The organism is Parvibaculum sp., assembly GCF_030694575.1.
GTDB lineage: Bacteria > Pseudomonadota > Alphaproteobacteria > Parvibaculales > Parvibaculaceae > Parvibaculum.
In genome coordinates, this window is record NZ_JAUYUS010000117.1 from 1 (window position 1) to 16,334 (window position 16,334).

At 64.0% G+C, this 16,334-nt stretch carries 20 protein-coding genes; 11 read left to right on the top strand and 9 right to left on the bottom strand.

Features of this window, described 5'->3' with window-relative positions; genetic code table 11:
• Positions 1-61: 61 nt before the first annotated feature.
• The 3 genes from Q8S60_RS16370 to Q8S60_RS16380 all read left to right on the top strand — a co-directional run bounded on the left by Q8S60_RS16370 (position 62) and on the right by Q8S60_RS16380 (position 2,544).
• Positions 62-664, top strand: coding sequence for a PilZ domain-containing protein (locus Q8S60_RS16370; protein ID WP_305276698.1), 603 nt, complete (start codon positions 62-64; stop codon positions 662-664).
• A 43-nt stretch (positions 665-707) separates the two neighbouring features.
• The gene (locus tag Q8S60_RS16375) at positions 708-1,415 is read left to right on the top strand and encodes a crotonase/enoyl-CoA hydratase family protein (protein WP_305276697.1); all 708 of its coding nucleotides are present in this window, start codon (positions 708-710) and stop codon (positions 1,413-1,415) included.
• Positions 1,416-1,734: 319 nt separating this feature from the next.
• A complete protein-coding gene (locus Q8S60_RS16380; protein ID WP_305276695.1) occupies positions 1,735-2,544 on the top strand; it encodes a transglutaminase-like cysteine peptidase in 810 nt (269 codons plus the stop codon).
• A gap of 108 nt (positions 2,545-2,652) precedes the next feature.
• Here the strand turns inward: Q8S60_RS16380 and Q8S60_RS16385 are convergent, their stop codons facing one another.
• Positions 2,653-3,426: an enoyl-CoA hydratase-related protein gene (locus tag Q8S60_RS16385; RefSeq protein WP_305276693.1), complete on the bottom strand. Its 774-nt coding sequence runs from the start codon at positions 3,424-3,426 to the stop codon at positions 2,653-2,655.
• A gap of 191 nt (positions 3,427-3,617) precedes the next feature.
• Between Q8S60_RS16385 and Q8S60_RS16390 the strand changes: the two genes are divergently transcribed.
• Positions 3,618-4,430, top strand: a complete 813-nt coding sequence (locus Q8S60_RS16390; protein ID WP_305276692.1) for a hypothetical protein — start codon at positions 3,618-3,620, stop codon at positions 4,428-4,430.
• Between the two features lie 202 nt (positions 4,431-4,632).
• Positions 4,633-5,058, top strand: a complete 426-nt coding sequence (locus Q8S60_RS16395; RefSeq protein ID WP_305276691.1) for a peptidylprolyl isomerase — start codon at positions 4,633-4,635, stop codon at positions 5,056-5,058.
• Positions 5,059-5,068: 10 nt separating this feature from the next.
• On the opposite strand, the gene Q8S60_RS16400 is transcribed toward Q8S60_RS16395, so the two are convergent.
• The 4 genes from Q8S60_RS16400 to Q8S60_RS16415 form a co-directional block, all read right to left on the bottom strand.
• Positions 5,069-6,247, bottom strand: a complete 1,179-nt coding sequence (locus Q8S60_RS16400) for a hypothetical protein (RefSeq protein ID WP_305276690.1) — start codon at positions 6,245-6,247, stop codon at positions 5,069-5,071.
• Between the two features lie 82 nt (positions 6,248-6,329).
• Positions 6,330-7,154, bottom strand: coding sequence for an enoyl-CoA hydratase/isomerase family protein (locus tag Q8S60_RS16405; RefSeq protein WP_305276689.1), 825 nt, complete (start codon positions 7,152-7,154; stop codon positions 6,330-6,332).
• Between the two features lie 61 nt (positions 7,155-7,215).
• Positions 7,216-7,689 carry a DUF192 domain-containing protein gene (locus Q8S60_RS16410; RefSeq protein ID WP_305276688.1) on the bottom strand — a complete coding sequence of 158 codons (474 nt, stop codon included), beginning with the start codon at positions 7,687-7,689 and terminating at the stop codon, positions 7,216-7,218.
• Positions 7,689-8,219, bottom strand: a complete 531-nt coding sequence (locus tag Q8S60_RS16415; RefSeq protein WP_305276687.1) for a gamma carbonic anhydrase family protein — start codon at positions 8,217-8,219, stop codon at positions 7,689-7,691. Before Q8S60_RS16415 ends, Q8S60_RS16410 begins: the two co-directional genes overlap by 1 nt.
• A 151-nt stretch (positions 8,220-8,370) precedes the next feature.
• On the opposite strand from Q8S60_RS16415, the gene Q8S60_RS16420 reads away from it, so the two are divergent.
• Together Q8S60_RS16420 and Q8S60_RS16425 are read left to right on the top strand one after the other, a co-directional pair.
• Entirely contained in the window at positions 8,371-10,359 is a 1,989-nt protein-coding gene (locus Q8S60_RS16420) for a PhoX family phosphatase (protein WP_305276686.1), read from the top strand.
• 109 nt (positions 10,360-10,468) lie between these two features.
• Positions 10,469-11,527: a hypothetical protein gene (locus Q8S60_RS16425; protein ID WP_305276685.1), complete on the top strand. Its 1,059-nt coding sequence runs from the start codon at positions 10,469-10,471 to the stop codon at positions 11,525-11,527.
• Here Q8S60_RS16425 and Q8S60_RS16430 read toward each other — a convergent pair.
• Positions 11,524-11,835 (bottom strand): hypothetical protein, encoded by a 312-nt coding sequence (locus Q8S60_RS16430; RefSeq protein WP_305276684.1) that lies wholly within the window; start codon positions 11,833-11,835, stop codon positions 11,524-11,526. The two genes, Q8S60_RS16425 and Q8S60_RS16430, sit on opposite strands and share 4 nt — an antisense overlap.
• A gap of 38 nt (positions 11,836-11,873) precedes the next feature.
• Positions 11,874-12,239 (bottom strand): hypothetical protein, encoded by a 366-nt coding sequence (locus Q8S60_RS16435; protein ID WP_305276683.1) that lies wholly within the window; start codon positions 12,237-12,239, stop codon positions 11,874-11,876.
• A gap of 214 nt (positions 12,240-12,453) precedes the next feature.
• On the opposite strand from Q8S60_RS16435, the gene Q8S60_RS16440 reads away from it, so the two are divergent.
• Positions 12,454-13,239 carry a hypothetical protein gene (locus Q8S60_RS16440; RefSeq protein ID WP_305276682.1) on the top strand — a complete coding sequence of 262 codons (786 nt, stop codon included), beginning with the start codon at positions 12,454-12,456 and terminating at the stop codon, positions 13,237-13,239.
• A gap of 2 nt (positions 13,240-13,241) precedes the next feature.
• Here Q8S60_RS16440 and Q8S60_RS16445 read toward each other — a convergent pair whose 3' ends face one another.
• Positions 13,242-13,454 (bottom strand): DUF3126 family protein, encoded by a 213-nt coding sequence (locus tag Q8S60_RS16445; protein WP_305276681.1) that lies wholly within the window; start codon positions 13,452-13,454, stop codon positions 13,242-13,244.
• A gap of 223 nt (positions 13,455-13,677) precedes the next feature.
• Between Q8S60_RS16445 and Q8S60_RS16450 the strand changes: the two genes are divergently transcribed.
• A complete protein-coding gene (locus Q8S60_RS16450) occupies positions 13,678-13,824 on the top strand; it encodes a hypothetical protein (protein ID WP_305276680.1) in 147 nt (48 codons plus the stop codon).
• Here Q8S60_RS16450 and Q8S60_RS16455 read toward each other — a convergent pair.
• Positions 13,821-14,627: a glucose 1-dehydrogenase gene (locus tag Q8S60_RS16455; protein WP_305276679.1), complete on the bottom strand. Its 807-nt coding sequence runs from the start codon at positions 14,625-14,627 to the stop codon at positions 13,821-13,823. The genes Q8S60_RS16450 and Q8S60_RS16455 overlap by 4 nt on opposite strands.
• Positions 14,628-14,774: 147 nt before the next feature.
• Here Q8S60_RS16455 and Q8S60_RS16460 point away from each other — a divergent pair, with 147 nt between their 5' ends.
• Together Q8S60_RS16460 and Q8S60_RS16465 are read left to right on the top strand one after the other, a co-directional pair.
• On the top strand, positions 14,775-15,053 hold the full coding sequence (locus Q8S60_RS16460) for a hypothetical protein (RefSeq protein ID WP_305276678.1): 279 nt from the start codon (positions 14,775-14,777) through the stop codon (positions 15,051-15,053).
• A gap of 4 nt (positions 15,054-15,057) precedes the next feature.
• Positions 15,058-16,329 (top strand): FAD-binding oxidoreductase, encoded by a 1,272-nt coding sequence (locus tag Q8S60_RS16465; RefSeq protein ID WP_305276677.1) that lies wholly within the window; start codon positions 15,058-15,060, stop codon positions 16,327-16,329.
• The last annotated feature ends 5 nt before the right edge of the window (positions 16,330-16,334 follow it).

Consider the following 16,334-nt stretch of genomic DNA (forward strand, 5'->3'; position numbering starts at 1 on the left):
GGGTATTCTGGCCCGGAGATTCGGCGCTTTCGCGCTTTCGACAATGTACAGGCCATAGCCGATGCAGCCCGACCAGGAAGAAGAACGCCGCCGGTATCCCCGCGTTGCCGTCGAAGCCAAGGGGCGATTTCTCGCACCCGACGGGTCCGAGCACGAATGCTCGCTCCGCGACATATCGATCGGCGGCATCGCCGTCACCTCGCCGGTACCCCTCTCCGTGGGCGCTTTGATCATCGTCTATCTGGACGATTTCGGTCGCTTCGAGGGCAAGATCGCACGGCTTTTCGACGGTGGCTTCGCCATCGAGACCGCCATCAGCGGTCCGCGCCGTGAACGCCTGCAGCAGCGATTGGAGGCTTTGGCTCGCGGCGAAAAGATCGACGTGTCGGCCCGCCGCGCCTTCGCTCGCTATGTTCCGGGCGAGGCGGGACTGGAGGAAAGCTCCGTTCTGACCATGACGGACGGCTCGTCCATCCCCTGCCGCATCATCGACATGTCGCTGGGCGGTGCACAGGTCGCAATCGAACCGCGCCCCATGATCGGGACCCACGTCTCCATCGGCCGCATGGAGGGCCGCGTCGTCCGCCATACGGAAGAAGGCGTCGGCATCCAGTTCACCAACGTGCCCGAGCATTCCAACGCCTTTTCTCGTCCTTTCGGCTAGGCGCGCGTCGGTCTAGAGTGCCCCGCAACAAAAGGGGGGCAGCTTGACCGGATCGATTCTCACCACCGTCATTGAAGACAATATCGCCATCCTGGCCATGGATGACGGCCGCGCTAATGCGCTCGGCCACGCCATGATCGGCGAGATGAACGCCGCGCTCGACCGCGCCGAAAGGGATGCGAAGGCAGTACTGATCGCCGGCCGCGAAAAGCGCTTCTGCGCCGGTTTCGACCTCGAAGTAATGGCTTCGGGCCCGGAAAACGTGCGGAAACTGGTTTCGGCCGGCGCCGAACTTCTGCTCCGGCTGTATGAATACCCTCTCCCCGTCGTCATCGCCTGCACCGGTCACGCACTGGCGGCGGGCGGTTTGCTGCTGCTCGCAGCGGATAGCCGCATCGGCGCCGAGGGCGAATTCAAGATCGGCCTGCCGGAAGTCGCGATCGGCATGACCATGCCGATTTTCGGCCTTGAGCTTGCCCGCGACCGGCTCGCGAGCCACCGGCTGACGGAAGCCGTGACCCAGGCCCGCATCTACAACCCCGTCGAAGCGGTCGCGGTCGGCTATTTCGACGAGACGGCTTCCGCAACCGCCCTGATGGCGACCGCAAAGGCCCGCGCCGCCACCCTTGCCGGCTTGTCGCAGCCCGCCTTCGCACACACGAAACGGAAGGAACGGGCCGCCACGATCCGGCATATCCGGGACACGCTGGCAAGCGATTCAAGCACATTCGACGGTGCGAAACCGGCCTGACCGCATCCGAAAACCTCTCGCCGAAACTTTTTTCTGAAAAAAGTTTCGGCGGATGGAATGCATGAAACCGCGATCTCTCGTTACCCGCGAATTTCCCGTCCGCCATCGGCCCGGTCCGGTTCAAATGTTTGCCGGACAAGGGATTTTCATCTCCCGAAACTGCTTTGAATTTTATTCAAATCGGAATTCGTTCAAATTTTAGGCAAAGCTGATTTGAGTTTGAATCTTAGTTCCTTAAATTCCGAGTCCCGCATTTAAACGCCCGCCAATGCCTCCCTGACATCTTGCTCCCACGAAGCGAATTCACTGGGTGGGCAAAATGTTTTGGTGCAAGCGTATCGTTGTATTGGCGGGGATCGCCGCGGGGCTGGCGGGATGCGAGACGCCCGACCGTGTGGGCAGTATCGGCAGCTCGTTTTTCGACAATTCGGCCGGCGTGCATCTGGTCGTAGCCGCGATGCCGGAAGGCCAGCAGGTGATGGCGCCTTACGGCTATATCGGCTTCTGCGTGCGTAACCCGGACGAATGCGGCGGCGGCACCGATGCGCCGAAGGACGCCGCGCTGACGCCGGAAAGCTGGGCGGAGCTGAACAAGGTCAACAACTACGTCAACAACACCGTACCGCAGGTTTCCGACTACGCACTCTACGACCGTGCCGAATGGTGGGCCTATCCGGGCGCCAATGGCGGCGACTGCGAGGACTTCGCGCTGATGAAGCGCAAGCTGCTGATCGAGCGCGGCTGGGCGGCGGAAAACCTTCTGGTCGCCGTCGTGCGCGAATGGAATGGCGAGGGGCATGCCGTCCTTGTCGTGAAGACCGACCGCGGCGAATTCGTGCTCGACAACAAGAATTGGGAAATCGTGGCGTGGTCCGACGCGCCTTACCAGTGGATCAAACGGCAGTCGCGCGAACGGCCCTATATCTGGGTCAATCTCGATCGCCGCACATTCCGTGACGTGGCCCAGGCCGCACTGCCGCCTGTCGGCGAGCCGGCGCCCTTCCTTGCCGCGATCCAGAAGAAAACGCCCCAGCCTGCACTCGATATGCGCCCGGGCGTCAATGAAGGCCAGACAGCGAGCCGCGATATCTCCAAGGAGGAACCCACTGCCGCGCTCGCCCTGAACTGACCTGCCGACCGGGCACCACCGCCCCCCGTTGGGTCCCGGTCCTGTCGAGGCCGGCTCTGCTGCTCCCCCCGCAGCAGGGCCGGTTCTTTTTTCGGGCGCAGATGCCTCCTACTTGCCCTTCCAGACAGGCTTCCGCTTTTCGGCAAAGGCACGCGGGCCTTCGATCAGGTCCTCGCTCTTGAAGAGCGCCGCGACCGCGGGATACTTGCCCGTGATGGCCTTTTCGAGATCGGCTTCGTCGAGCCCGCCATAGACGGCTTCCTTCGACGCGCGGATCGACATGGGCGAACATTCCATGATGAGCCCTGCCCAGCGCTTGGCAGCGGTGAGGAGTTCCGCAGCGGGAACGACCTCGTTGACGAAGCCGAGTTCCTTGCCCTCCTTCGCCGGAACCTGCCTTCCGGTAAGGATCATGCCCATAGCCTGCTTCACGCCGATCTGGCGCGGCAACCGGTGAAGCCCGCCGGCCAGCGCGGCAAGACCGACCTTCGGTTCCGGCAGCGCAAAGACAGCATTTTCCGATGCAATGATCAGGTCGCAGGCGAGCGCGATCTCGAAACCGCCGCCCATTGCCACGCCGTTCACGGCGGCAATCACCGGCTTGTTGAGGTCGTAACGCGAGGTAAGGCCCGCGAAGCCCGACTTCGGCACTTCCAGCTTGTTGCCTTCGGCCTGCCAGCGCAGGTCGTTGCCGGCGCTGAATGCGCGCTCCCCCGCCCCGGTAATGATCGCGACCCAAAGCTCGGGATCGGCCGCGAAATCGTCGAAAATCTTCTCGAGCTCGAAATTCGCAGGCGGATGCAGCGCGTTCATGCGCTCGGGGCGGTTGATGGTGACGACGAGCAGGTGCCCGTCGCGCTCGGCCTTGCAGAATTCGGTCATCGGCGTTTCCCGTTAACAAACTATTGATTTCGGCGCCTTGTCGCGCATTGGCGGGGACTTTGCCCCGTCGCCAGCGAGGCGGCAAGCACCCTCGTGTTGACGTTGCGGTAACCAAAACCCTCTAAAAACGGAAACACGGAGCCAGTTCAAGCCCCGCGCACGCGGTGCCGAAACCCCACGAACGAAAGACGATGGCGCAGACCGACATGGCGCAAACAAACGAAATATCGGCCGAGCCTGCCCCGGATGCCGTCCCGGCCCATCGCTGGGTGCTGAAATATGGCGACCGCGTCTACGGCCCCTATAGCTTCGAAACCATGAAGGCCTATGTCGCTGAAGGCCGCGTGGCCGAGCACAGCCTGCTCGCGCCCGAAGGCACGCCCGCAGGCGCCGGCATGTGGCGATATGCAGTCGACCTGCCCATCTTTGCCGCGCTCTTGCGCGACCTCTCGGCCGTGGAACCGGAAGCGGACGCGAGCGTTGAACGGACAGCGCCGCAGCCCCAGACCCCCGCGGAAGCGGCGCCCGATACGGCCGTCAGGGCGGAAGACACAGAACTGGCGGAACGCGACGTGGCCGATCCCGATGCTGCGGCGGATGAACCCGGGCAACAGGATCGGCCCTTCGCGGAACCGGCGTCCCAGCCTCTCGCACAACAGCCCGCCGACGAGCGCCGCGTGTACGGCCCCGGCAAAGGCCAGGTGGACCGGCGCCGGCAACCCGACACCGCCAATTTTCTCATCGTGATGGATATCAAGGCCCGCTTCGCCGGCCCGCTCGAACAGGCGATCATGTCGCTTGGACCGGCCTACAAGCTCGCCGCGAATGTCTGGTGCGTGAACGCTGATGCGACGGCGGCCGGCCTGCTGAACGATCTGAGCCCTTATATCGGCCGCTCCGACAGCATGTTCATCGCCGACACCACACGCGACCGCACCGCCTGGAGCTCGATGGGACCGGAAGTCGATGCCAAGATTCGCCGCGTCTGGCGCCGGACATATTGAGTTAAACCGCGGGCATCGGCCTTCCCGAGGTGGCCACACTCGCGCTGCGCTGCTAAAGTCATTTGCCGATGATTTGGGGGCCTTCAGGTGAAACACCTGAAGGCCTTTTTCGTTAAATCCATCTCTGATCGGTCCGCCGGTTCATCGAATGGCGCGAGGTTTCCCGTTATGGGCGGAGCCGCTGCGCGGAAAGGCAAAGCAAATGGCAGTACAGAATGGCGACAAGGTCCGGGTGCATTACACCGGCAAGCTGAAAGACGGCACGGTTTTCGATTCGAGCCGCGACGGCGAACCCATTGAATTCGCGGTCGGCGGCCAGATGGTGATCGCGGGTTTTGAAAACGCGGTCGTCGGCATGGAACCGGGCGACACCAAGAGTGTCACCATTGCTTCGCAGGATGCCTATGGCGAACACGACCCGCGTCTCGTGCAGGACATTCCCCGCACCGAGCTTCCGCCCGAACTCGAACCGCAGCCCGGCATGCGGCTGACGGCGAGCGGCGGCGACGGGCGCGAGATCGCGCTGGTCGTGACGGAAGTAAATGACAATGTGGTGCGCCTCGATGCCAACCATCCGCTGGCGGGCGAAGACCTGACCTTCGAAATCCAGCTCGTCGCCGTCGCCTGACCGGAGACGGCTAACGCGGCCTGGCGAGCGGCAGGCGATATTTCGATGTCGCCGCCGCAACCGCCCGTTCGGCTCCCGTGTCCGGCTCGAAGTCGGAGACGCCGCCAACTTCTTCCCCTCCCGGTCTGCCGCCGGGTCTCGCCAGCGGCAACGGCGCAGCGGCCCCGCGCAGCATGACCGGTCCTGTCTCTCCCTGCGGCTCGTCGGGCGGCGTCGCGGCGGGCTCAGCCATTTCCACAGGCTCTTCGGCAGGTCCATCTAGCAACGCCGCGCGTTGGTCCGCCGGAACGAGATCGGTCATGATTGCCTCCCCTCGCCGCCAGCGCAGGATGAGCGGCGCACCGAGCGCGCTCACATCGGCGCACCGCGCCGGTGCAGTTTCGCGGCGATCGCAGAGTACGGTTGCGCGCACGAGTTCAAGCTGGAACTGCGAGCGGCGCAGGAACTCGGGGAAGAGTCCCCCTTTTTGCGCGGCCTGCACCAGCGGCAGATAGGCTGCGCAATCCGTTTGCTGTCGCTCCTGCATTTCCGCCAGCATCTCCGCCTCGGGCGATCCTTCCGCTGGTGCCGCCTCGCAGATGCGCCACATCAGCTCCGCCGTCGCATGATCGTAGAGAAGGATAAGGCCGCGGTTACGGTCATCGAGCGCCGCATAGAGCCGCGCCGTATCGCTTGGCGCCCAGCCGCGAAACCCGTCCAGGAACACGAGAATGTCCACACGCCCCGAAGGTGCCGGGCGATAGCGCCGCTCTTCTTCGGTCGTCACGGTCGGGCGGACGCCGCGCTTCAGGAAGGAATATTCGCGCGCCGCGCCGAGATCGGGCGTGCCGTCCGGCTTCGACGGAATGAAGAGAAACTGCAGCCCGAGCGGACGCTCCTCGATATGGAAGAAAGCACCGTCGCTGTCGGCGCCGACCGCGCGAAGGACGCCCTGAGCGCTGCCTTCGTCCAGGTCCGCACGCTCGCCGTTCAGCGTGTACCCGGCATCGCTCGGCGACGCGAGACGCCCGACGACGCGGCGTTCCGACTGCGTCAGCGTGAGCGTCATGCCCGCCGCCTCGCCGATCCCGTCGAACCCGCCGCCAAGCTGCGCGGCGCGCGCGGGAGACGCGAGCACGATGAGCGCGAACAGAACCGCCGCGCATCTTGCCCCGCTCGCCGTCCACCCGGCGGACTGCCCCCGCATCATTCTCGATTGCCCACTCAAGTCTTGTCCGTCGTGGCGGCCGGGCCACGACGGCTGATGTAACCGGTCGAAGATCGAGAGGCTTTTACCTCCCCTTGAACTTCGGTTCCCGCTTTTCGACAAACGACATCATTCCCTCTTTCACGTCTTCCGTCCGCATCAGGGGAAGGAGCTGAAGATAGACGTGATGTACATGCTCCGGGAACGGTTCGTTCAGGCCCATGCGCATCATCCGCTTTGCCGCCCGAACCGCGAGCGGCGCATTGGCCGCAATCTCGGCTGCAAGCGCGCGAGCGCGAGGCATCAGGTCCGCGTCCTCGACGACTTCGGACGCAAGGCCCCAGGCGACGGTTTCATCCGCCGACAATGTACGGCCCGTGAAAATCAGTTCGGCGGCCTTCGACCAGCCGATGAGGCGCGGCAGATACCATGTGCCGCCCGATTCCGGCACAAGCCCGCGCTTGCAGAAGGCGGCCGCAAGCTTCGCCGACTTCCCCATGATGCGGATGTCGCAGCCGAGCGCCGTGTCCATGCCATAGCCGGCGGCGCCGCCATTCACGGCGCAGATCGTCGGCGTCTCCATTTCCTGCAACACGGTGGGCGGCGTGTTCTTGAGATCGAGGCTCGTCGAGGTGACGCCGCCGCTCGAGCCGATCGAAAGGCCCGCCCCTTGCGTCTGCGCGCGAAGATCGAGACCGGCACAAAAGGCGCGCCCCGCACCGGTAAGGATCACGCAGCGCACTTCCGGGTCGGCATCCGCTTCCTGGAGACGCTTCGTGAGCTGGTTCAGCATCGGACCCGAAATCGTGTTCATGCGATCGGGTGCATTGAGCGTGATGGTCGCGATGTGACCGTCGACCTTGTAGAGAACTTCCTGTACTTCCTGCGGCGCTGCCTGTGCCTGGCTCATAGCCCCTCCCGATGTTCTGATTTTGCCGGAATATGCCTTGTGCGTAGTCTAGCTGATAAAATCAGCCGCAAGTAGCCTTGCCCGTCTCGCCGAACCAGGGATGGCGGACATAATCCCCCTCCGCGATTCCGAGACGCTGCGTCAGCCCGCCATTTACCTCCAGCACCCCGTTCACCGGCGCCCCCGATTGATGGATGGTGAGCGTTTCCGGCTCGGTATTTCGCTCGATCCGCGCGATCCGCCCATCCGCCCCGATGAAGATCATGTCGAGCGGGATATAGGTGTTCTTCATCCAGAAGCTGGCCGTATCGCATTGCGCGTAGAAGAAGAGCATGCCGCGGTCGTCGTCCAGCTTCTCGCGAAACATCAGCCCTTGCCGTTGTTCTTCATCCGTGACGGCCAGTTCGACCGTGAAGACATGCACCGCGCCGCCCGCCGTCTCGATCGTGAGGTTGGCATCCGGATTGGGCGTTTCCGTGCATCCCGCGCAGGCGAGCAGAACGGCAAGGCAGGCGGCAAGAACAGACGCGCGCATCAGTCGATCCGCTTGAGGCCGGCGGCGTAGCGCTTCCAGTTCTGCACATAGTGATCGGCGGAGAGCCGCAGCGCCTCGGCGGTTTCCTTGTCGAGCGTGCGGACGACCTTGCCGGGCGAGCCGAGCACCATCGAATAGTCGGGAATGTCCTTGCCCTCCGCGATCAGCGAATTCGCGCCGATCAGGCAGCCCTTGCCGATCTTCGTGTTGTTGAGAACGATACTGCCGATGCCGATAAGGCTGCCCGCGCCGATGGTGCAGCCGTGCAGCATCACCATATGGCCGATGGTGACGTCGCGCTCGATGACGAGCGGCGAGCCGGGATCGGTATGCAGCACCGAGCCGTCCTGGACGTTGGAGTTTTCGCCGATGGTGATGAGCTCATTGTCGCCGCGCAGCACCGCGCCGAACCAGACGCTCGCATTCTTCTCGAGCTTCACATTTCCCATGACCTCCGCATTGGGCGCGATCCAGTAATCGCCTTCCGCGGGCAGGATCGGCTTCGCGTCGCCGATGGCATAAACGGGCATGGATTTCTCTCCTCGATCGGTTGTTTTGAGGCGACTATGGCATGGGTGCGTTCTGGACACGAGACTTGCGAAAGACCGCAAAATAGGGCTGTCATCGGACCGTCAAGGCGGACGCCTAACCTCCGGACGGGGCGAACAAGGGGCTGATTACATGACGGAGCGCAAATCTCTCGGCGAGGAACTCGCAGCCGCCGACGACGAACCCGTGGCGCGCGCCACGTCGCCGTCGCTCGCCACCCTCTGGCAGCGCCGCATCGGAAGACGGGACGTGCTGGCCGGTTTCGGCAAGGCGGCGCTCCTCGCCTCCGTCTCGCCCGCCATCCTCTCGCTCGCCGCCTGCGGCGACAGCTACGCCCCCGACGACATTTTCGGCTTCGAGGAGGTGCCGCGCGGCGTCGACGAGACCCATCACATCGCGGCCGATCACAATGCCGATGTCCTCATCCGCTGGGGCGATCCGGTGCTCCCGAATGCACCGCCCTTCGACATCGCGAACCAGAGCGCGGCGGCGCAGCTCAGGCAGTTCGGCTACAACAACGACTATATCGGCTTCGTGCCCCTGCCCTTGGGCTCGAACTCGAGCGACCGCGGTCTTCTCTGCATCCACCACGAATACACCAACGACAATCTGATGCACGCCGGCATGACGGCCGAAGACCCGCGCGAAAACTTCACGCGCGAGATCGTGGAGATTTCCATGGCCGCGCATGGCGGCACCATCGTGGAAGTCGCGCGCGGCAAGGACGGCAAATGGCTGGTGGTGAGGGACAGCGAATACAACCGCCGCATCACCCCGCTCACCACCGACATGACGATCTCCGGCCCGGCCGCCGGTCACCCGCGCCTGCAGACGGGCGAGGATCCGACCGGTCACAATGTCATCGGCACGATCAACAATTGCGCCGGCGGCATCACGCCCTGGGGCACGTGGCTCATGTCGGAAGAAAACTTCAACTTCTACTTCATCGGCGAACCGGCGGACGAGATGGAAGCGGCGAACCATGCGCGCATGGGCTTCCCCGCCGGCCGCGCCTATCCCTGGGGCCTCTATCATAAACGCTTCGATCTCTCCGTGGAGCCGAAGGAGCCGAACCGCTACGGCTGGGTGGTGGAGGTCGATCCGCTCGACCCCTTCTCGACGCCGGTAAAGCGCACTGCGCTCGGCCGCTTCAAACATGAAGGCTGCGAAAACGCGGCCACGAAGGACGGCCGCCTCGTCATCTATATGGGCGACGACCAGCAGTTCGAGTATCTCTACAAATTCATCACCGCCGGAAAGGTGGACAGTGATGACCGCGCCGCGAGTGCGTCGCTGCTCGACGAAGGCACGCTCTACGTCGCGCGCTTCGAGGAAGACGGCAGCGGCAAATGGATGCCGCTCGTGCATGGGAAAAACGGCCTCGACGCCGCGAACGGTTTTGCCTCGCAGGCCGACGTGCTGATCGAAACCCGCCGCGCGGCCGACCTTGTCGGCGCAACGCCGCTCGACCGGCCGGAGGACGTGGAGCCAAATCCGGCAACGGGAAAAATCTATGTCGCGCTCACCAACTCCAAGGAGCGCCGGCAAGACCAGGTCGACGGCGTGAACCCGCGTGCCGCCAATCTCTGGGGCCAGATCGTCGAGATGGAACCGGGAGACGGCGATCACGGCTCCGAAAATTTCACATGGACGCTGATCGTGAAATGCGGCGAACCCCGTTTTCCCGCCATCGGCGCCGCATGGCATCCCGATATCGGCGAGAACGGCTGGTTCACCTGCCCCGACAACATGGCGGTGGATCCGAAAGGCCGCCTCTGGGTCGCAACCGATCAGGGCTCCGGTTGGGACGCCTCATCCGGTTCCGCCGACGGCCTCTATGCGCTCGCAACCGTGGGGGAAAAGCGCGGTCTCGCACGCCGGATATTCCGTGCGCCCATCGGCGCCGAAGTCTGCGGCCCCTGCTTCACGCCGGACGGCACCACGCTCTTCCTCGCCGTGCAGCATCCGGGTGCCGACGGCACGAAGAACTACAAGGGCTTCGAGCGCGACTCCACCTTCGAGGACCCGGCGACACGCTGGCCCGATTTCGAGCCCGGCATGCCGCCCCGCCCCTCGCTCCTCGTCATCACCGCCAAAAACGGCGGCCCCGTCGGCGCGTAATCCGTAGGCGGCATTTCGCGACGCCGGAACCCGCGCATCCCTCCCGGGTTGCGCATTGCGCCGCAATAGCCCAAGCTTGACGCGCGGCTTCATGAACAGGCGTTCCGGTATGCGATTTCTCATCAGTCTCGTCCTTTTCCTGCTCGTCCTGCCGCTCCTCTTCATGTTCGCCTTCCAGCGCGGGCTGCTCGACGGCTATGTCTCGGACGACGACATCCCTGCCGAGCCTTTCATCGTCGCCGAATTGAAGAGCAAGACGGATGGGCCCGATCTCAGCCGCCGCATCGATACGGCACTCGACGAAGACGCTTATGACGACGCCGTGATGTATGCCGAGATCGCAGCCTATATCGAAACGCCGCTCAACCCGGACACGGTGATGCGCCTCGAGGCGGAGGATGCCTACACCCGCCGCTTCACCCGCAACACGTCAAGCTTCATCCAGGGCTTCGTCACCGGCGAGGGCAACGACACACCCGCTTTCATGGGCGCAATGGCGTCCGACCTCACCGTCGTCGGCGACGTGCGCGACATCGGCTCGGAAGGCTCCAAGCTCGTGCGCGGCGAGGAATATTCGAAGATGATCCTCGGCCTCTCGGTCGTCGGCCTCGCGGCGACGACGGCGACGGTCGCGACCGGCGGCGGCGGGCTCCCCGCCCGCATCGGCGTGTCGCTGCTGAAGATCGCGCGCAAGGCGGGCACCGTCACAACGGGTTTCGCGCGCGACATGACGAGAGTGCTTCAGGAAGCCGTCAATTTCGAAAAGCTCGGCGGCACGCTCCGTGCCGTCGATCTCGCCAACCCGCAGGCGACGCGGCGCGCCGTGATGGAATATGCGGACGGCATCTCGATGGCGCGGGTAACGCCCATCCTCGACGATGTAACGGCGCTGGAGCGCGCGACGGGCCCGGCGGAAACCGTGCGGATCATGAAATATGTCGACAGTACCGACGATCTTGCCCGTGTAACGAAGATGAGCGGTACGCTCGGCACCAAGACGCGCGGCATCATCGAGATCACCGGCAAGACCGGCCTCCGTGCCTTCAAGACGGCATGGAACCTGTTGCTGGTGGCACTGGAGTTTGTGTGGGCGATCGTTGCCGGTCTCGGCGCGCTCTTCGCGACGGCGCTCGGCCGTCGCGTCGTTCGCGGCCGGCGGCGGGCTTAAGCCGAGAGCATTACGCCGAGCAGGAAGACGCCGGAAAGAAAACTCCACATCATCGCGATGCAGCCGGAGAGCAGCATCCAGAATGGCGGGCGGTTCTCGAACACCTGCGCGCGGAGTGCGTTGCGGAGAATGACGGTCGGCCCCGCGAAGATCAGCGTGAAGACGCCGATCACCTGCCACATCATCGTCTCGGAGGTGAGCTGAAAGCTCGGCGGCTTGTTCGTCACCATCCGGTAGAAGCTGCTGGTGAGCCCCGCCGCGACAAACCCCGTCGCGATCGCAAAGAAGAACGCTGTAAACTGATGCATGTGCCCCTGTCGCCCTGCTGTCGTTCGATCCGGCGGCCTCAGCGGGCGCCGGTTTCGATCCCCTCGATGAATTGATTGGCCAGCGCGGCAAGGCGCGTCTGCGCCGCCGCCACCGCGAATTCCGGAACGACCCGCTCGTCGAGCAGGCTCGCGAGCTTCGGATCGGAAAGCGATTGCTTGAGATCGGCGATCGGGTTGCCCCGCGCCCGCGCGGCCAGCGCCGCAAGGAGCGGCGAGCGCTCGCCAAGCTCGATATCGGTCTCGCCGAGCCGGCAGGAGCCGAGATCGGCCTCGCAGGCGAAATCCGGCAAGGTGAGCCTTGCCTCGCCCGGCAGTGGCGCATGCCCCCCAAAGAACAGGAAGGCCCCGGCGATCATCAGCGATTTGAAAACGAACTTTGTCATGCCCCCCTGTCCGCAAGCGCCATACCAGCGCCGGCAGCGGCGGGGCCAAACCCTTCGCAATTTGAAATGATCTTTTAATTTCAGCAGGTTATAAGAACAACCAAGCGATGATGCTTGGGAATCGCCGGCCACCCGCAAGGGTCATGCGTACCGGTTTGCGCCGGCCCTGTGCCAATTGGAAACAGGCCCGGCAGACCATGGGAAGGAAAGCGCCTTGGCGCGGGGCAGTCGAAATCGGGGAAGATCGGGACAGGCGGACGACGAACTCGTCCGCGAGCGCCCGGCATGGATCATCCCCGCCCTCGTGTTCGTCGGCGTACTGACCTTCTCGGGCGCGTTTCTCTATTACTATTTCGGTCCGACGCCGGCCGAGTTGCTCGGCCTCGATCCCCGCGCCAGCGAGCGCGCCAGTCGCATCGAAGCCATCGTCGGCGATACGCGCTTCCTGATCCCGGAACATTACACGCGCTATCCGAGCCAGCGCGGCGGTGGCCGCCGCTCGCAGGTCGATATGCACGCTCTGCTGCCCGGCCTCCGCCCCTACGAAACCGGCCTCCAGGAGGAATTCGGCGACCATTCGGCTGAATCCGACGTCATCTTCTTCTCGCTGAGCGAAACCGCCACCCCGTTGAATGCCGCCCGCCGCCTCAAGGACATCTATTCCAAATATCTGGAGACGATGGAGCCCAAAGCGGGCCCCGCCGGCCTGCAACTCTTCACCTTCCGCGCCAATACCGGCTACGCCAATCAGGACCTTCTGGTCGGCAAGGACAAGGAAGAGCGGATGGTGCTGATCGTCTGCGACCGCGCCGGGCCGCTGGTCGAGAGCCCGAATTGCTCAAGATCGCTGCTGCTCGGACCGGAGCTGGAACTGAGCTACCGCTACAAGCGGGATCATCTGGACGAATGGTACGAAATCGACCAGGCCCTGACGGCCCTCGTCGCCGGTTTCGAGACGATAGAACCGACCGACGACCTGCAGGGCACCATTCTCGACTGACCCTACTCCTCCAGGTCGATATCCAGGATCGCCATGTTGAAGGCATAGGACGTCTCGCCCTCGTCGACATCCTTGAAGATGACGCCGATGAACTCGTCGCCGATATTCACTTCCGCCGAATCGTCCTTCTGGGGCCGCTGCCGCACCGAGATCGAGGGCAGTTGGAATTTCCGGCGCAGATAGGCCTCGATGCGTTTGATTTCGGTCTTGTCCAAGAAGCTCTCCCGTCATCGCGTAATGAAAATCAGCCTGAAATGGAGGCCCTGAAAGGGGCTTGAGGCTTCCGGCCGCCGGCTACGTCAGAGGTTGTAACCATTTGACGCGGGCCCTGTAAACCCGGCCTCCTGCCGGTTCCGGCCTGCGGCGGTTCGTCCAATAGCCCGCTTTCCCCGCTCATGTCACCGTCGTGACCTTGCTGGGGAGCATCGGGAGAGCGGAATGTCGGAGCGCATGCGGAAATGGCTGACGGTCTTCGCGGTCGTGCTGACCGTTGGCGCGCTGATTGCGCTCTCGCAGCGCGGCGAGCGCGTAAATGAGGCGCGCACGCCGGCCGAGAGCAACCACGTCGTATTGGCGCCCCGCTAGCGGGTCGTATACCCGCCATCCACGACGATTTCCGATCCCGTCATGAAGGTCGACTCGTCGCTCGACAGGAACAGGATCGCATTGGCAATTTCATCCGCAATGCCCAGCCGTCCGATCGGATGCAGCATGATGAGAAGATCGCGCATCTCGTTCGGCCCCACCGCCGCGCCCGCGACGACGCCACGATTGAGCGCATCCTTCACCATCGGCGTGTCGATATAGCCGGGATGCACGGAATTGACGCGAATGTTGTAGCCGGCCTCCGCGCATTCGAGCGCCGCCGATTTCGTCAGCAGCCGCACGCCGCCTTTCGCCGCGTTGTAGTCGCTCGCGTTCGGCTGGCCGACAAGGCCGAGGATCGATGAGATATTGATAATGGAGCCGCCCGCGCCGCCCTTCGCCGTGTATTTCTTGATTGTGCGGATGGCGTGCTTGCAGCCGAGGAACACGCTGTCGAGATCGACCTCGATGGTGCGCCGCCAAGAAGCCAGCGTCTTCTCCTCGATAGGCCCGCCCTCCGGCGCAATGCCCGCATTGTTGACGACCACATGAAGCCCGCCGAATTTCTCCTCGGCCAGCTTCACCACGGCTTCCCACTGCGCCTCGTCGGTCACGTCGTGCCGGAAGAAGGTCGCCGTCCCGCCCGCGCCCGCGATCTCGTCGGCGACGGCCTGGCCGTTCTCCGCGTCGAAATCGCTGCAGACGACCTTCGCGCCCTCGCGCGCCAGCGCCTTGGCGGTCGCCGCCCCGATACCCTTTGCCGCGCCCGTGACGATGGCAACCTTACCCTGCATGCGAGCCATTTTCGGCTTCCTCCCTTATGTTTATGTTTGTTGGGCGCCATTCTGCCGCGCCAATCCCTGCCCGCAAAGCGCGAAAGCGCCGCACCCGTATGATATAGAACGGCCCCATGAATCCCCCGCCCGTTCGGGTATAGATGAGGAGTACCGATGCCTGTCGCCCTGCTGATTACCTTCGAAACCTCGCAAGCCGACCATATCCTGACGCAGCTCCGCGCCTTCAAGGAACGCGAGTTCGACCGCAACCCGCCGCGCGGCTTCCTGCGCTCCAGCGTCGAGGACAAGGACGGCAAGGTGATCTTCCGCAGCGAATGGCAGGACGACGACGCGCTCGAATACATCCGCGACAGCGCGCCCTTCGAAGCCTGCCTCGATCTTTGCGACATCTATGCCGACAGCCGCAAGGACGAGAAAATCGGGATAGACTGAGCGCATGGCTTATCCGCCCTCCTACTACGCCGCCACGGCGAACGACACGCAGCCGCTCGTCTCCCTGAACGGCGACGAGACGGCGGATGTCTGCGTCGTCGGCGCGGGCTATACCGGCCTCTCCGCCGCGCTGCATCTCGCCGAACGCGGCTTCTCGGTCGTCGTGCTGGAAGCGGAGCGCGTCGGCTGGGGCGCGTCGGGCCGCAACGGCGGACAGCTCGGTACCGGGCAGCGCAAGGACCAGCGTTCGCTGGAGAAGATGCTCGGCAAGGAATGGGCACGCCGCCTCTGGGACCTCGGCCTCGAAAGCAATGCCCTCGTCAAACATCTGATCGCGCGACACGAGATCGACTGCGACCTGAAACCCGGCCTCCTGCAGGCCGGCTGGAAAAAGAGCTGTGCCACCTGGCTCAAATCCGAAGTCGACTACCTCAATACGCATTACGGCTATGACAAGGCGCGCTACGTCCCGCGCGACGAAATGCACGAAATGCTGGCGACGGACTGCTATCACGGCGGCATTCTCGATACGAACGGCGCCCACCTCCATTCGCTGAACTATGCGCTCGGCCTCGCCCGCGCCGCCCGCGAAAAAGGCGTCCGCATCTACGAGGAAACCCGCGTGCTGGACGTGACGCATACCGATCCGGCGAACGTGAAGACGGCGCATGGCGCGGTGCGCGCGCGCCATGTCGTGCTGGCCTGCAACGCCTATCTCGGCATGCTGGAGCCGCGCGTCGCCGGTTACATGATGCCGATCAACAATTTCATCGCCACGACCGAACCCCTCGGCAACGAAGCGCGCCGGCTCATCCGCGACGACGTCTGCGTGCAGGACACGAAATTCGTCATCGACTATTACCGCCTCACGGCGGACGGCCGCCTGCTCTTCGGCGGCGGCGAAAGCTATTCGCCCTCGCTCCCCGCCGACCTCGCATCCTTCGTGAAAAAGCCGATGCTGCGTGTCTTCCCGCAACTCCAGGACAAGCGCATCGACTATGCCTGGTCCGGCGCCGTCGCGATCACGCTGAAGCGCCTGCCGCATTTCGGCCGCCTCGCACCCAACGTGGTTTTCGCGCATGGCTATTCCGGCCAGGGCATCAACATCGCCACGCTGGGCGGCAAGCTGATCGCCGAAGCCGTCGCCGGACAGGCCGAACGCTTCGACTGGATGGCGAACCTCAAGACGCCGAAGTTTCCGGGCGGCACATGGCTCCGCTATCCGGCACTCGTCGCCGGCATGATCTTCTATGCCATGAAAGACAGGTTGCCCTGACGCGC

Bases quoted from the DNA above. Each gene is read 5' to 3' on its own strand.
- Q8S60_RS16400 (WP_305276690.1), bottom strand. From the start codon at position 6,247: ATGATGCGGGGGCAGTCCGCCGGGTGGACGGCGAGCGGGGCAAGATGC.
- Q8S60_RS16425 (WP_305276685.1), top strand. From the start codon at position 10,469: ATGCGATTTCTCATCAGTCTCGTCCTTTTCCTGCTCGTCCTGCCGCTC.
- Q8S60_RS16435 (WP_305276683.1), bottom strand. From the start codon at position 12,239: ATGACAAAGTTCGTTTTCAAATCGCTGATGATCGCCGGGGCCTTCCTG.
- Q8S60_RS16370 (WP_305276698.1), top strand. From the start codon at position 62: ATGCAGCCCGACCAGGAAGAAGAACGCCGCCGGTATCCCCGCGTTGCC.
- Q8S60_RS16395 (WP_305276691.1), top strand. From the start codon at position 4,633: ATGGCAGTACAGAATGGCGACAAGGTCCGGGTGCATTACACCGGCAAG.
- Q8S60_RS16390 (WP_305276692.1), top strand. From the start codon at position 3,618: ATGGCGCAGACCGACATGGCGCAAACAAACGAAATATCGGCCGAGCCT.
- Q8S60_RS16450 (WP_305276680.1), top strand. From the start codon at position 13,678: ATGTCGGAGCGCATGCGGAAATGGCTGACGGTCTTCGCGGTCGTGCTG.
- Q8S60_RS16420 (WP_305276686.1), top strand. From the start codon at position 8,371: ATGACGGAGCGCAAATCTCTCGGCGAGGAACTCGCAGCCGCCGACGAC.
- Q8S60_RS16405 (WP_305276689.1), bottom strand. From the start codon at position 7,154: ATGAGCCAGGCACAGGCAGCGCCGCAGGAAGTACAGGAAGTTCTCTAC.
- Q8S60_RS16385 (WP_305276693.1), bottom strand. From the start codon at position 3,426: ATGACCGAATTCTGCAAGGCCGAGCGCGACGGGCACCTGCTCGTCGTC.
- Q8S60_RS16465 (WP_305276677.1), top strand. From the start codon at position 15,058: ATGGCTTATCCGCCCTCCTACTACGCCGCCACGGCGAACGACACGCAG.
- Q8S60_RS16430 (WP_305276684.1), bottom strand. From the start codon at position 11,835: ATGCATCAGTTTACAGCGTTCTTCTTTGCGATCGCGACGGGGTTTGTC.
- Q8S60_RS16415 (WP_305276687.1), bottom strand. From the start codon at position 8,219: ATGCCCGTTTATGCCATCGGCGACGCGAAGCCGATCCTGCCCGCGGAA.
- Q8S60_RS16410 (WP_305276688.1), bottom strand. From the start codon at position 7,689: ATGCGCGCGTCTGTTCTTGCCGCCTGCCTTGCCGTTCTGCTCGCCTGC.
- Q8S60_RS16455 (WP_305276679.1), bottom strand. From the start codon at position 14,627: ATGGCTCGCATGCAGGGTAAGGTTGCCATCGTCACGGGCGCGGCAAAG.
- Q8S60_RS16460 (WP_305276678.1), top strand. From the start codon at position 14,775: ATGCCTGTCGCCCTGCTGATTACCTTCGAAACCTCGCAAGCCGACCAT.
- Q8S60_RS16380 (WP_305276695.1), top strand. From the start codon at position 1,735: ATGTTTTGGTGCAAGCGTATCGTTGTATTGGCGGGGATCGCCGCGGGG.